General features: G+C 73.1%; 8 protein-coding genes and 1 tRNA gene. 2 read left to right on the top strand and 7 right to left on the bottom strand.

Annotated features, from left to right (window positions below; genetic code table 11):
• Window positions 1-147 precede the first annotated feature (147 nt).
• The 4 genes from ACF088_RS10365 to ACF088_RS10350 form a co-directional block, all read right to left on the bottom strand.
• A complete protein-coding gene (locus ACF088_RS10365; protein WP_392375142.1) occupies window positions 148-927 on the bottom strand; it encodes a S16 family serine protease in 780 nt (259 codons plus the stop codon).
• 107 nt (window positions 928-1,034) lie between these two features.
• Window positions 1,035-1,676 (bottom strand): IclR family transcriptional regulator, encoded by a 642-nt coding sequence (locus ACF088_RS10360; protein ID WP_392375140.1) that lies wholly within the window; start codon window positions 1,674-1,676, stop codon window positions 1,035-1,037.
• A gap of 516 nt (window positions 1,677-2,192) precedes the next feature.
• Window positions 2,193-3,989, bottom strand: a complete 1,797-nt coding sequence (locus tag ACF088_RS10355) for a DEAD/DEAH box helicase (protein WP_392375138.1) — start codon at window positions 3,987-3,989, stop codon at window positions 2,193-2,195.
• A gap of 213 nt (window positions 3,990-4,202) precedes the next feature.
• Complete coding sequence (locus ACF088_RS10350; RefSeq protein ID WP_392375136.1) at window positions 4,203-5,942, bottom strand: MFS transporter; 1,740 nt, start codon at window positions 5,940-5,942, stop codon at window positions 4,203-4,205.
• A gap of 162 nt (window positions 5,943-6,104) precedes the next feature.
• On the opposite strand from ACF088_RS10350, the gene ACF088_RS10345 reads away from it, so the two are divergent.
• Window positions 6,105-6,968, top strand: coding sequence for an alpha/beta fold hydrolase (locus tag ACF088_RS10345; RefSeq protein WP_392375134.1), 864 nt, complete (start codon window positions 6,105-6,107; stop codon window positions 6,966-6,968).
• A gap of 295 nt (window positions 6,969-7,263) precedes the next feature.
• A tRNA-Cys gene (locus ACF088_RS10340) sits at window positions 7,264-7,335 on the top strand.
• A gap of 166 nt (window positions 7,336-7,501) precedes the next feature.
• Here the strand turns inward: ACF088_RS10340 and ACF088_RS10335 are convergent.
• The 3 genes from ACF088_RS10335 to ACF088_RS10325 form a co-directional block, all read right to left on the bottom strand.
• Window positions 7,502-9,025, bottom strand: a complete 1,524-nt coding sequence (locus tag ACF088_RS10335; protein WP_392375132.1) for an ABC transporter substrate-binding protein — start codon at window positions 9,023-9,025, stop codon at window positions 7,502-7,504.
• Window positions 9,022-11,154, bottom strand: coding sequence for an ATP-binding protein (locus ACF088_RS10330; RefSeq protein ID WP_392375130.1), 2,133 nt, complete (start codon window positions 11,152-11,154; stop codon window positions 9,022-9,024). Before ACF088_RS10330 ends, ACF088_RS10335 begins: the two co-directional genes overlap by 4 nt.
• Before the next feature lie 639 nt (window positions 11,155-11,793).
• Window positions 11,794-14,124 carry a xanthine dehydrogenase family protein molybdopterin-binding subunit gene (locus tag ACF088_RS10325; protein WP_392375128.1) on the bottom strand — a complete coding sequence of 777 codons (2,331 nt, stop codon included), beginning with the start codon at window positions 14,122-14,124 and terminating at the stop codon, window positions 11,794-11,796.
• Between the last annotated feature and the right edge of the window lie 48 nt (window positions 14,125-14,172).

The following is a 14,172-nucleotide window of genomic DNA, read 5'->3' as shown; positions in this document are numbered from 1 at the left end:
CGGCGGGACGGCGGGGGTAAGGCACGGGACGCTCGGGCGGCGGGACGGCCGGGGCGAGGCGGCGCGCCGGAGCGGCGGGCCGCTCAGCAGCGGGGCCGCGCCGCAGTGAGTGCCCCCAGCAGCGAGGCCGCCCAGCAGTGAGGCCGCTCAGCAGTGGGGAACGTCGCCCCCGGTCCGCAGGGCCTTCAGGGCGTCCACCGCGCCGTCGAGCGTGCTGACCGGGATCAGCCGCATCCCCTTCGGCAGCTCCGCCCGCGCGTCGGTGCACTCCTTGCGCGGGACCAGGAAGACCGAGGCGCCGTCCCGGTGCGCGGCCTGCGTCTTCAGCGGGACCCCGCCCACCGCACCGACCTTCCCGCCGGCGGTGATGGTCCCCGTACCGGCGATGGTGTGCCCGCCGGTCAGGTCGTGGCCCGCGCCGTCGCCGTCCAGCTTGTCGACGATGCCGAGGGCGAACATCAGCCCGGCGCTCGGACCGCCGACGTCCGCGAGGCTCAGCTTGACCTTGATGTCCTTGGCGGACTTGCCGAGCTGGCCGAGCGCGGCGCTGGTGGCGGTGTCCTGCGACTGCTCCATCTGCTTCGCGTTGTGCTCGGCGATCTCCTCGGTGTTGTTGCCCACCGGGTAGACCGCCTCCCGCGGCATCACGGCCTCGTCCGTACGGAACCAGCCCTCGATGACGTCCGGCAGATGGACGGAGGCGTCCGGGCCGGTGGCCACGATCGAGGTCATCCGCAGCTGTCCGCTCGTCTTACGGGTCCCGGCGCCGGTGACGGTGATCACCGGCTTGCCCTTGTCGTTGCCGAGGACATTCGCGGTCATGCCCGGATAGGCGACCGCATACGGCAGCGGGGCGAGGGCCGCGGTGAGGAGGAGGGCCAGGACGAGGGCGGTGCAGACCGCCAGGGCGCGGGTGCGTGAGGACACCCCGTCAGCCTAATTGACCCCCGCCCCACCAGGGCCGCAGAACGCTGCGGCCTCACCACACGGCCACCGCCTCTTCACACCCCGTGACCTCGACCGTCCCCTCGGCCTCAGCGCAACGCCTCCGACACCTCCCGGGCCGCGTCGACCACCCGCGGACCGATCCGCTCGGAGACGGTGTCCGCGAGCATCACCACGCCCACGCTGCCCTCGATGCCGCTCACCCCGAGCAGCGGTGCCGCCGCGCCGCTCGCCCCGGCCTCCAACTCCCCGTGGGTCAGGGCGAGTCCGGCGTCCTGGATACGGCCCTGCCGGGCCTTGAGGATCGCCCGGCCGGCGGCCCCGCGGTCCAGCGGATGACGGAATCCCGCCCGGTAGGCCACGTGGTAATCGGTCCAGGTCGGCTCCACCACGGCGACGGCCAGCGCTTCCGTGCCGTCGACGAGAGTGAGATGCGCGGTGGCCCCCACGTCCTCGGCGAGCGACCGCAGCGCGGGCAGCGCCGCCTCCCTGACCAGCGGATGCACCTGTCGGCCCAGGCGCAGCACGCCCAGGCCGACCCGGGCGCGGCCGCCCAGGTCGCGGCGCACCAGAGCGTGCTGCTCCAGCGTGGCCAGCAGACGGTAGACCACGGTGCGGTTGACACCGAGCTTGTGGGAGAGCTCGGTGACGGTCAGCCCGTGGTCGGTGTCGGCAAGCAGTTTGAGGACGCGCAGCCCTCGGTCGAGGGTCTGGGAGGTCTCTGCGGTCACGACGCCTCCTGGGTGAGTGGCGGCACTCGGACGCGACGCGCTGCGAGTCCCGGAGCAGCGCGCGCTAGAGGCCGCCGGCCGCATGGCACCGGCTGCGCTCCGCGGCGGCGCTGCCACGGGGCGTGTGCGTGACCGGGACAGTAGCGAGCCAGTCCGGTGAGCGGAAGAGTCCGTCCAGAATCCGGGCTTTCCCGCCCGGAATATCCCCGTAGGTCCGTCCAGAACGTCCCTTGGTGTTTCAGGTAGGGCTACAGAGCCGTTCGGGCGGTATGGGCGGAAGCGACGGGGCACGGCCGCCGGCGCCTCCGGGCACGCCGGGCCGGAAACGACGGCGGGGCGGCGCGCCGCACAACCGGCACACCGCCCCCACCCACGGGCCATGCGGGGCACCGGCCCCGCCCCGGGTCACAGACCACGGACCACGGGCCACAGGTCACGAGCCACGGGCCACGGGTCACAGGCCACGAGCCACAGGTCATGAGCCCACAGGTCACGAGCCACAAGCCACCCGCGGACTCACTTCATCCGCGTGGCCCACTCCCGTACCTTCTTGATCCGCTCGCCCAGCTGCCCGGCGGTGGCCTCCGCGCTGGGCGGCCCGCCGCACACCCGCCGCAGCTCGGTGTGGATCACGCCATGCGGCTTCCCGCTCTGGTGGACATACGCCCCCACCAGCGTGTTCAGCTGCTTCCTGAGCTCCAGCAGCTCCTTGTGCGTGACCACGGGCCGCCGCTCGGCCGGCAGCTCCAGCAGATCCGCCTCCTCGTCCGGCCGCTTCTTGCTGTGCGCGATCTGCCGGGCCTGCCGCTTCTGCAGCAGCATCTGCACCTGGTCGGGCTCCAGCAGTCCGGGGATGCCGAGGTAGTCCTGCTCCTCCTCGCTGCCCGCATGGGCCTGCATTCCGAACTCGGCACCGTCGTAGAGCACCCGGTCGAAGACCGCCTCCGACTCCAGCGCCTCGAACGAGAACTGCTCCTGCTCGCCGGTGTCCTCGTCCTGCTCCTTGTTCGCCTCCTCCATCTCCTTCTCGGATTCGGCGTACGGGTCTTCCTCCCCGTCCTTCTTCGGCTTGTCCAGGACGTGGTCGCGCTCGACCTCCATCTCGTTGGCGAAGCCGAGCAGCATCGGGACGGTGGGCAGGAAGACCGAGGCGGTCTCGCCGCGCTTACGGGACCGCACGAAACGGCCCACGGCCTGCGCGAAGAACAACGGCGTCGAGATCGTGGTGGCGTACACCCCGACCGCCAGCCGCGGCACGTCGACGCCCTCGGACACCATCCGGACCGCGACCATCCAGCGGTCCTGGGAGTACGCGAAGTCGTCGATGCGCTGCGAGGCCCCGGTGTCGTCGGACAGGACGAGGGTGGCGCCCTCGCCGGTGATCTCCCGGATCAGCTTGGCGTACGCCCGCGCCTGCTCCTGGTCGGAGGCGATCACCAGCGCTCCGGCGTCCGGGATGGACTTACGGACCTCGCTCAGCCGCCGGTCGGCGGCGCGCAGCACATTGGGCATCCACTCGCCGCGCGGATCCAGCGCGGTACGCCAGGCCTGCGAGACCGCGTCCTTCGTCATCGGCTCGCCGAGCCGGGCCGCGATCTCGTCGCCCGCCTTCGTCCGCCAGCGCATATTGCCGCTGTAGGAGAGGAAGATGACCGGCCGGACGACGCCGTCGCCGAGCGCGTTGCCGTAGCCGTAGGTGTAGTCGGCGGAGGAGCGCCGGATGCCGTCGTTGCCCTCCTCGTACGTCACGAACGGAATCGGGTTGGTGTCGGACCGGAAGGGCGTACCGGTCAGCGCGAGCCGCCGGGTGGCGGGCTCGAAGGCCTCCAGGCACGCCTCGCCCCAGGACTTCGAGTCACCGGCGTGGTGGATCTCGTCGAGGATCACCAGCGTCTTGCGCTGCTCGATCCGGTTGCGGTGCAGCATGGGCCGTACGCCCACACCGGCATAGGTGATCGCGACGCCGTGGTACTCGCGGCCCAGCGGCCCCGCGCTGTACTCCGGGTCGAGCTTGATCCCCAGCCGTGCCGCCGCCTCGGCCCACTGCTTCTTCAGATGCTCGGTCGGGGCGACGACCGTCACCTGCTGCACGACGTGGTGGTGCAGCATCCACGAGGCGAGCGTGAGCGCGAACGTCGTCTTGCCGGCTCCGGGCGTCGCGACGGCGAGGAAGTCTCTCGGCTGTGCCTGGATGTAGCGGTCCATGGCCGCCTGCTGCCAGGCACGCAGCTTGTTCGCGGTACCCCAAGGGGCCCGTCCCGGGAATGCCGGGGACAGGTGATGGTTATTGGTGGCGCTGGTGGTGGTAGTCACGGTCTCCGTCGGCTGAACTCGGCGATCGGCAACCGCGTCAGCCTACCCGTGCGCCGGTTCACGCTCCGGGGTTACGGCACCGGCTCACCCTGCGGTGGGACCGAGGTCACATTCGCCGTCCGGCCCCGGATGAGGGTGATTTCGCAGGTCGGGCCGGTGAAAGGGCATCGCGCGACGCCCTCACGACGCCCTCACTACGCCCTCACTACGCCCTCACACCCGCTCCGGTCGCAACCGGCTCGTGACACCGGCGCCGGCCAGCGCCACCACCGCCATCGCCGCGAACACGGCCGCGAAGGCCGCCGGATGGCTCGCCGAGGCGGCACCGGCCGTGGCCGCGGGCCCGTTCGCCGCGATCGAGCCGCCGCCGAAGGCCACGAACAACACCCCGCTGACCCCTACGAAGGTGACATTCCCGAGCGCGTCCGACATCTGCAGGGACGCGGAGTTGCTGCCCGCCTCCTGCGGGCGGGAGAGCTTCAGCAGCAGTACGCCGCCGCTGGAGATGTTCAGGCCCATGCCGAACCCGCCGACCGTCCAGGCCGCCGCGACGACCGCGACGGGCACACCGTCGAGCAGCGCCAGCGGCACCGTCACGATGGCCGCCGCCAGCAGCACCGTGCCCAGGCCCATCAGCCGCTCCCGGTACGGTTCCAGGCGCGGCCGGCTCTGGACGTACGAGCCGAGCGCCCAGGTCAGTCCGCCGCCGGTGAGGGAGAGACCGGCGAGGGTGGGGGACAGTCCGCGCTGGGTGACCAGCATCAACGGGATGAAGCTCTCGGCGGCGACCAGCGCCCCGGCGGCCAGACCCCGCATCAGCACGACGCTCGGCAGGCCGCGCCCCGCACGGAACGTGCCGCGCGGCAGCAGCCGCACGATGCCCGGTACCAGCAGGGCCAGTCCGGCGGCCGCGGGCAGCAGCGCGGACCAGGCCGGATGCTGGCCCGCGTACTGCAGCAGGCAGGCTCCCACGGCGACGGCCAGCGCGAGCAGACAGCGCCGGTTGCCCAGCACCTGGCGGGCGCCGCTGCCCGGGCCCGGCCGCGTACGGGGCAGCTTGCGCAGCGCGGGCAGCATCACCGCGAGCGGCAGCAGTATCAGTACCGGGATGGCGAGGAAGACCCAGCGCCAGCCGAGCTGTTCGGTGACGGCCCCGGCGACCAGCGGGCCCACGATCACCGGCAGCACCCAGGCCGCCGAGAACGACGCCATGATCGACGGGCGCAGCCGCTCGGGGTAGGCACGGCCCACGACCACATACAGCGAGACCACCACCATCCCGCCGCCGATGCCCTGCACCCCGCGGCCCGCGACGAACATCCCCATGCTCTGGGCACCGCCCGCGACCAGCAGCCCCGCCCCGAACGCGGCGATCCCGGCGAACAGCGGTGCGAGCGGTCCGTGCCGGTCGCTCCACTCCCCCGCGAGCGCCATCGCGAACAGGCTCGCCGTGAAGTAGGCGGAGAACGCGAAGGCGTAGAGACCGATCCCGTCCAGGGCGCGGGCGGCGACCGGCATCGCGGTGTTCACGGCGATCGCCTCGAAGGCGACAACCGAGACGACGGAGATGATGCCGAGGGTGAGCGCACGGTGGGCCCGGCCGAGGATGCCGCCGGTGCCGGACGGGTCGGCGGGCGGGGCGAGCTCCGCGTGGGTACCGGGGCGCGGGTCAGTGTCGGGGGCACTGCCGGGGTGGGTGCCGAGGCCTGGGCCGGGGTGGGTGCCGAGGCCTGGGCCGGGGTGGGTGCCGAGGCCTGGGCCGGGGTCGGTGCCGAGGCCTGTGCCGGGGTCGGTGCCGGTGCCGGTGCCCAGGTCGGTGCCGGTGCCGGGGTCGGGGTCGGTGCCGAGGCCTGGGCCGGGGTGGGTGCCGAGGCCTGTGCCGGGGTCGGTGCCGGGGTCGGTGCCGGGGGCGGGACACGGGTCGGCGCTGCGGCGGGGGCGATCAGCGGTCATCGGGCCAGCGTAAGGGCCGTACGACGGCGGTGCCCCTGTCCGGAGACGGGGACCGGGTCGGCCGTAGGACCTACGCCGCGGGACGGGTACGGTCCGGCACCACCCGGCACGGACCGGCCGTACGCCGGCCGTACGTCGGCCCGCGTGGGGCAAGCTGTCCCTATGCCGCACTTCCGCACCTACGACGATGCCGAGCTCCACTACCGCACGCTCGGCCCGGCCGACTCGCCCCTGCCGCCCCTGATGTGTCTGGCCGGCGGCCCCGGACGGGATGCCGCGTATCTGGGCGACCTCGGCGGGATGAGCGCACACCGGCAACTGATCGTTCCGGACAGCCGCGGCACCGGCTCCTCCCCGGCCGCCGCCGATCCGTCCCGTTACGCCTTCCCGCAGCTCGCCGAGGATGTCGAGGCCCTCCGCGCGCATCTGGGCCTGGAGCGGTTCGCCCTGCTCGCGCACGACGCGGGGGCCGCGGTCGCCCAGGCGTACGCGGCCAGGCACCCGCAGCGGCTGAGCCGGCTGGTGCTGGTCTGCCCCGGCTCCCGGCTGCAGGGCGAACTCCCCGACGACGCACGGGAGATCTTCGCCGCACGCGAGCACGAGAAGTGGTGGCCGGAGGCTTCGGCGGCGGTGCGGCAACTGGCCGAGACGTCCGATATGGACGAGGTACGGCAGCTGCTGATCGCCGCGGCGCCGCTCGCCTACGGGCGGTGGGAGGAGCCGCAGCGGGCCCATGCCGCCACGGAGGGCGAGCAGTTGGGGCCGGTACCGCGGGCCGGTTTCTGGCAGGGCGTGGACGAGCAACTGCGTGGGGCGCTGGTGTCCGGGCTGGGTGAGGTGACGTGCCCGGTGCTGGTGGTGACCGGTGACCGCGACGGGGTGACGGGTATGCGGGCGGGCGAGCTGGTGGCCGAGTCGTTCCCCGACGCACGGGTACGGCCGCTGCACGAGGTGGGCCACTACCCGTGGGTGGACGCCCCGGAGCTGTTCGGGCCGGCGGTGGAGGAGTTCCTGCACTCGGCGTGAGCGACACACCCCACCGGAGCCCCGTCCCGTCCCGCCCCGTCCCGTCCCGCCCCGTCCCGTCCCGCCCCGTCCCGTCCGTCCTGCCCCGTCCCGCCCTGTCCCGTCCTGCCCCGTCCCGCCCCGCCCCGCCGGAGCCCTGCCCGGCGGCTCCGCGCTGCGCGGCGCCATCGCCCCCCACTTCATGAACGGCATGTTGCCCCGCGTTGCCCCGTATTGCAGCTTCACGCCACTCTGCTCCGCACCCTTGCCGAACACCCCACCGCGCGGCTTACAGTCGGGTCCAGCACAGCAACCCGGCCGTGTGCCCGAGTGGTTCAGGGGCTCGCCTGCAAAGCGAGTTACGTGGGTTCGAATCCCGCCACGGCCTCCGTTCACCGTACGGCCCGCGCCACGCGCGATCACCGCGCGCTGCGTCCGGGGCGGCCCCCACACCCGTGGGACCGCCTCCGGGCGCGAGGGGCACCCCGGCCCGGCGCGGAGTGCCCACCCGGCGTCGTCCCGCATCCTCGGCCACCGCGCCGCTCCCCCGGCTCTCACCGGCGGGTGTGGAGCGCGGCGACGAAACGGTAGGTGTCCCCGGCCTCGCCCGCGTCCGTCGGGCGGCGCAGTTCCACCAGCGCCAGGGGGCGGTCCACCGGCTCGCCGGTGTCCGGGTCGAAGGCTATGTAGCCGCTGATACCGCGGACCCGGGATCTGCCGTTGGTCTGCTCCAGCATGGCCAGGACCATCCGGGCGGTGACCTGACGGGTGCCGTAGACGCCGACGGCGCTCCGGGCGGCCTTGCCGATGGTGTACGTGGCGTCATGGCCGAGCATCGCCTGGCCGCTGGTGAGGGCGGAGGGCGGGCCGCCGACCTCGTCGCGGTAGGCGCGCTCGAAGTCCGCGAAGGGGCCGTTCCTGGCGGCGCCGTAGACCTCCTCGGATATCCGGGGATGGGTGAAGGCGGTGTAGTAGACCGTCAGTTGGCTGTACTTCCAGCGCTCGGCGAGCGTGGCGAGCTCGGTGCGGTGCCCGTCGCCGCCGGTGTCGAAGTAGACGCCCAGCGCACTGGAGAGCACCGTCGTAGGGCAGTGCCGGCCTCCCTCACCGGCCGCCTCGATGAACCGGCGCAGCTCCCGTCCCCGGCCGGCGAAATACACCACGTCCGGTGGCTTCGGGTCACCGCAGACCTTGTCGGCGACCAGGGAGAGCGCGTTACCCGCCGTCGCCTCCTCGCCCTCTCCGGAACGGAACGGGATGACCTCGTCGTCCACCTTCAGGCCCGCACGCCGGGCCGCCGCGGAGAAATCCTTGTAGAGGGAGGTGTTGTAGTCGTCCTTCTCGTTGCCGTCCCGGATCACCTGGACGCGGTAGCCGGGGTGCTTTCGCTGCTGCTCTTGCAGGTAGCCGGCGGCGGCCGCGGTCTGGTCGCGGTTGGGGAAGGAGACCCGGTAGAACCCGGCCGTACGGGAACTCAGTCCGTCGGCCGCCACGGTCGCGCCGACCATCGGCAGCCCGGCGGCCCGCAACCGCTGCACGGCGCTCATCGTACGGTCGTTGCTCTGCCCGAAGCCCGCCACGGCGACGAGGTGTTCGGTGTCCTTCATCGCGATGAGCTGATCGACGACCTGTTTCCAATGGCTGTCGCCGCGGCCGGTGTTGGCGAGCAGCAGCCGGATCTTGGGAAGGGTCGCGCGCTCGGCGTTCAGCGCGCGCTGGGCGAGGTAGGCGCCGCTGACGGCCTGCCGGGTGGCCTCCGGGCCCCGGTCGGCGGATCCGCCCGCCATGGCCTCGACATAGGCGATGGCGACCGACCGCTGCCCGGACTTGGCGACCTTGTCGTTCTCGTCGCGGATCTTCGCGCTCAGCTGCTGCATGTTCCCGAAGGCGTACGCGCCGTCCGTGACGCCCACGCACTCGCCGCCGGCCACCTCGCGGACGCCGTCGCCGCAGCGGCCGGCCGTGTCGATGATCTGCACCGCGGTGGCGGCCGCGACCGCCACCGCCACCAGCGCCGAGACGATCCACAGCCCCCAGCGCCTCGGCGGTCGGGGCGGCTCGAAGGTACGGGTGCTCACAGCCACGGCTCCTTTCCGTACTGCTTCGCCTTCCGCAGCAGCGCCGAGGTCCAGGGCACGCTGTCGGCGTGCACCGCGAGGGTGTGGAAGCGGGCCTGAATCTCGCCGTACAACTCGGCTGCGGGATCACCGAGCGGGTCGCGATACGGATCGCCGACCCGGTCCGTACGGGGATCGTCCGGCGGCTCGGGGCTGATCCAGACCGCCGCGAGCAGCCGGGTGATGGTCCGCAGCCGCTGCTCCACCACGCCGTCGCCGAGGTGGTCCACCAGCCGTTCGTAGCGCTCCCACAGCGGCTGGTCGAGGGCCCCGCCGGCCGCCTCGGCAAGCGGCGCGCGCCGCAGTCGGCACAGCTGCGCACACCACTCCTCCGGGGCGACCCGGTCGAAAGCGTCATCCAGATAGGCGGCCGCCGCGGCGAGATCACCGCCCGCCAGCGCGTGATAGGCCGCGGAGGCCTGCTCCCCCGCTGTGGCCGCGCGGTCCCGCAGCGCCGCATGCACGGCCCGCCGTCCGCGCATGGCCAACGCCCCGTCGAAGGTCCCACCGGCCCCTCCGGCCCCTCCGGTCCCACCAGCCCCTCTGGCCCCACCGCTTCCCCCTGCCGCAGCGCCGGACTCAGGGGCCGCGGCGAGCCGGCACAGCAGCAGCAGGCGCAGCAACGGATGGGGGGTTTCCGTTGGGCCGTCGGACTCCTCGTCGCCGGTGTCGAGGTGCATGGTGCGCAGCACGTCCGTACAGAAGTCGTTGAACTCCTCCTGGACGCGGGCGCTCGCCTCGTCCCACAGCGCCCGGCCCGCCTGCGTCTGCGCCAGGTCTACGGCGGCCGCGGCACGGGCCAGTGCCTGCGTCAGCTCTCCGCTCGCATCGATCGGCAACAGCCGCTCCAGCAAGGCGTCGACGAGGCCCGAGGAGGGCTGCAGAACCTGCCGCAGCCGCACCTCCCAACCGGCCTCGGCCGGACATTCCAGCAGGGCTTCCAGCAGCTGTGCGGTGCCCGCCGGATGGCCGCGGGTGAGTTCATGCACCACCCAGCCCAGCCACTGCACACCGTTGTCGGCAGCCGGCACCGGCACCCGCCGGCCGGCCGACCGCAGCACCTCCTTTGCCTGCTGCTCGACCTCGTGCCGCAGCAGATCGCGCAGCCGGCCCACCATCAGCCCCTTGACGATCCGCTCCGGGACGAACCTCTCCTCCTGCGCGGGCCACCGGCCGGGCAGCACGCCGGGCCGCCGGGGCCCGCCGAACGCGAAGCCCTCCAGCGCCGCCGGATAGCTGCCCGCCGTGGCGAGCACCAGCAGCGGGTCGGGCGCCCCGGCCTTTCGCCGGGCGTCCAACAGCGCTTTGAGGAAGTCGTTTCCCAGCGGACTGTCGACGTTGTCCAGCAGCACCAGGCACTGCGTCGTACGCCGCTTGTCGCCACCGCGCGAGCCGTACGCCCGGCGCAGATCGTCCAGGAAGGCGTCGAAGAGCACCGCTTCGGCCCGCTGCCGCTCGGCCTCCTCGCGGTCGCCGTAGCGCTGGTTGAGGTCGATCAGAAAGCCGTCGACGGAGCCGCCGCCCCGGCTGCGGCGCCGGATACGCGCCAATTGCCAGCGCACCCGCAGGCGTACCCAGTGACGCCGCCACTCCGGCAGCAGCGGAAGTGCGGCGGTCACCGCCGTCGGGGCGCCGAGGACCGTCGCGGCGTAGGTGGCGAGCTGGTTGATCACTTCCGAGCGGCTGCTCGGCGGTCCGACCAGCGCCGCTTCCATCTGCCGCACGGCGGCGTCCCGGTCGGCTGCTTCCATCTGCGCCGCGACGGCGATCGTCAGCAGCCCGAACGCCGGAAACCGCAGCCGGGCGAAGTCCCTCTTCTTCTCGTTGAGCTGGAAGACCAGCGCGGCCAGCACATCGATCGGCTTGCGGCCCTCCTGCCCCAGCGCCGCCAGATCCAGGCGGGCCACCGGTGCCCGCCGGGCCCAGTCCGCCAGATGCCGCAGCACGGTCGTCTTACCGCTGCCACGCGGCCCCAGCAGCAGCGTGGCAGGCAACTCGGGCCGACTGCCCGGCGTGCGCACCAACAGCTCCTGGACGTACCGCTCCACGGCACGGTCCCGCCCCGACTCCCCTGCCCATTCCTGCGGCATCCCGCTCCCCCCGGCCCCGCCACTCCCACGATCCCCGCGATCCCCACGGCCGGTCGGCTCTCACACCGGCCGCCCTAGGATCCTCCAATTCCCGTGCGCTGCAAGCACTTTGGCTCCGTCTGGCCGCTTCTCTCCCCTCGCTCGCCGCCGCCTCGCACACCGAAAATCACTCTACGTGACGCCACTGACAATCTCCGTGACGGAGGGTGAAGGTGCGGGTTGGCGACCGACGCCGCACGGGCCCCACGCCGAGCCGACGGGTACGGACCCCACACGACGCCGGCGGGGTACCGGCCGTCCCCACGTACCCGCCGTCGGGTACGGACCCCACGCCGCGCCGGCGGGGTACGGACTCCACGCCGCCCTGGCGGGTGGGGAATAGACCCCGCCGCCCCAAACCCGACCCACATACACCCGCCCACCCCCCGAAGGGGGGTGGGCGGCGGGGAAAAACCAACAAGGGGCCGGGTGGGCGGCGGGGAAAAACCCAGGGGCAAGTGAGCTGCACGGAAAATCCCAGGGGCACCCGCAGACGCACCCATGCAGGCACCCACAGACGCACCCACGCAGGCACCCGCAGCGGCACCCACTCAGGCACCCGTAGACGCACCTACTCAGGCACCGCAGCAGCCCCCACCGCTACTGCTGCACCACCTGTGCCACCGCCGCCTGCGGGCGGATCGGGAGGCGGCCGATGGGGCGGCCGGTGGCGGCGCGGACCGCGGAGGCCACGGCGGCCGGTGAGGTGACGACCGGGACCGCGCTGGCGGGCTTGGCGCCGAAGGGGGCGATCACGTCCCGTTCCTCGACGAGCTTGACGATGCGGATGTCCGGGGCGTCCAGGGCGGTCGGCAGCGCATAGCCGGTCAGGTCGGGGTGGCGGACCTGACCGCGGGTGGTGCGCAGGTTCTCCATCAGGGCGGCACCCAGGCCCTGGGTGACCCCGGCCTCGATACGGGATCGCAGCTGGCGGGGGTTGAGCACCCGGCCCACGTCCTGGGCGACGGTCATCTCCACGACCCGGATGGTGCCGAGCTCGATGTCGACATCGGCGACACAGCGGATCGCGCAGAAGGCGAGGCCGACGAACGCATCGCCCTGACCGCCCTCGTCCAGCGGCTCGGTCGGATGCGGGCGGCACTGGGCGGTGGCCCACAGTTCCTTGCCGTCCAGCGCCTCCGCGACGGTGGTGCTGAGCACCCCGTCGTAGGAGGTGATCTTGCCGTCGTTGATCTGCAGCAGCTCGGTGGACATCCCGAACTTGTGGGCCAGCGGCTGCAGCAGTTGCGTACGGACCATCTTGGCGGCGCGCTCGACGGCGCCGCCGGAGACCCAGGTGTGCCGCCCGTGGCAGGCCGGGCCGGCCGGCGGCTGGTCGGTGTCGACGCCGGCGACGTGCACCTCGTCGATGCCGAGCGTCTCCTGCACGATCTGCCGCGCCAGGGTGGAGAACCCGGATCCGGTCTCGACCGCGGCGCAGATGACGTGAGCCACCGAGCCGCTGACCTTGACGGTGGCGGTGGAGACCTCGTCGGTGCCCTCCGCGCCGAGCATGTGCACCATGCCCAGCGCGTAGCCGACACCGCGGCGCACCGCGCCCGGTTCACCCGCCCCCTCGGGACCGCCCGGCAGCAGCCACTCCGCTTCGGGCGCGTCCTTGGGCAGCTCGGGAAGCGGCGCTTCCTTGACGGCGTGCAGGAGTTCGGCGACCGGGGCCGGGCAGGTCACCGTCTGCCCCGTGGGCAGCAGGTCTCCGGTGGCCATGACGTTGCGCAGCCGGATCTCGTCGGGCTCCAGCCCCAGCCGGGCGGCCAGCTTGTCCATCTGGCCCTCGTAGGCGGCACAGACCTGCAACGCGCCCTCGCCGCGCACATGGCCGGACGGGGGGTTGTTGGTGCGCACCGCCCAGCCGTCGACAACGGCGTGCGGGACGACATACGGGCCGCAGGAGAAGGACACGGCCGCGGCCAGCGCGTCGGCGGAGGTGTCCGCGTAGGCACCGGCGTCCATCAGGATCTGGGCCTCCACCTTGACCAGCTTGCCGTCGGCGTCCGCATGGTGGCGGTAGCGCAGCAGCGTGGGGTGTCGGTGGGCGTGCGAGAGGAAGGACTCCTCCCGGGTGGCGGCGAGCTTGACGGGGCAGCCCGTCCGCAGCGCCAGCAGGCCGAGCGGCAGTTGGATGCCGGGGTCCTCGCGGTCGGCGGTGGCGCCGGGTACACCGGTCACCACGACCTTGACCTGGTCCGGTTCCAGGCCGAAGGAGGCGGCGGCCAGATCACGGTCGGTGTGCGGGTCCGTGGAGGCGGTGTAGATCTCCACGCCGCCATCGGGGCGCGGCACCGCGAGCCCGGCCTCGGCCCCGATGGGCGCCGGGTCCTGGCGGCCGATCCGGTAGAGCCCCTCGACCATCACCTCGCCCACCACGTCGGGGTCACCGAAGCGGAGCGGGATATGCCGGATGAGGTTGCCGTCCGGGTGCAACGGCTCGGCCTCGAAGGCCAGTTGGGGGTCGGTGACCGCGTCCTGGATCTCGTACTCGACGGCGATGGCGGCGGCGGCCAGCCGCGCCGTGTCGGGATGCTCGGCGGCCACCGCGGCGATCGGCTCGCCGTGGTGACGGACCTCGTCCTTGGCGAAGACCGGGCGGTCGGCGGTGCCCCGGCCGTGCCCCGCGTCGCCGGGGACGTCCTCGTGCGTGACGACGACGCGCACGCCGGGCATCTCCACGGCGTGCCGGGTGTCGATGGACAGGATCCGCGCGCGCGGATGCGGTGAGCGCAGCACCGCGGCCCACAACAACCCCTCGGCCCACAGGTCGGCGGCGTACGGGAAGGTGCCCTCGGCCTTGGCCGGTGCGTCGGCGGGCGGCAGGGACACGCCCAGGCCGTGCAGCGGCTCCTCGGCGGGCATCCGGACGCCCGCCGCAGGGGTCGCGGTGACGGCACCCGCACCCTCGGACGTGCCACTCATGCCGCAACCTCGCTTCGCCCGGCCTCGCACCCGCTCGGCGCGCACCTC

The sequence above is a fragment of the Streptomyces sp. NPDC015125 genome (genome assembly GCF_043080045.1).
In the GTDB taxonomy this organism is placed as follows: Bacteria; Actinomycetota; Actinomycetes; order Streptomycetales; family Streptomycetaceae; genus Streptomyces.
Note: the sequence above shows the minus strand (reverse complement) of the source record. Positions and strands in the feature narration are given on the sequence as shown.

What these genes read in the sequence shown, in the direction of transcription:
- ACF088_RS10325 (WP_392375128.1), bottom strand. Translation starts at nt 14,124, where the DNA reads ATGAGTGGCACGTCCGAGGGTGCGGGTGCCGTCACCGCGACCCCTGCG.
- ACF088_RS10330 (WP_392375130.1), bottom strand. Translation starts at nt 11,154, where the DNA reads ATGCCGCAGGAATGGGCAGGGGAGTCGGGGCGGGACCGTGCCGTGGAG.
- ACF088_RS10350 (WP_392375136.1), bottom strand. Translation starts at nt 5,942, where the DNA reads ATGACCGCTGATCGCCCCCGCCGCAGCGCCGACCCGTGTCCCGCCCCC.
- ACF088_RS10345 (WP_392375134.1), top strand. Translation starts at nt 6,105, where the DNA reads ATGCCGCACTTCCGCACCTACGACGATGCCGAGCTCCACTACCGCACG.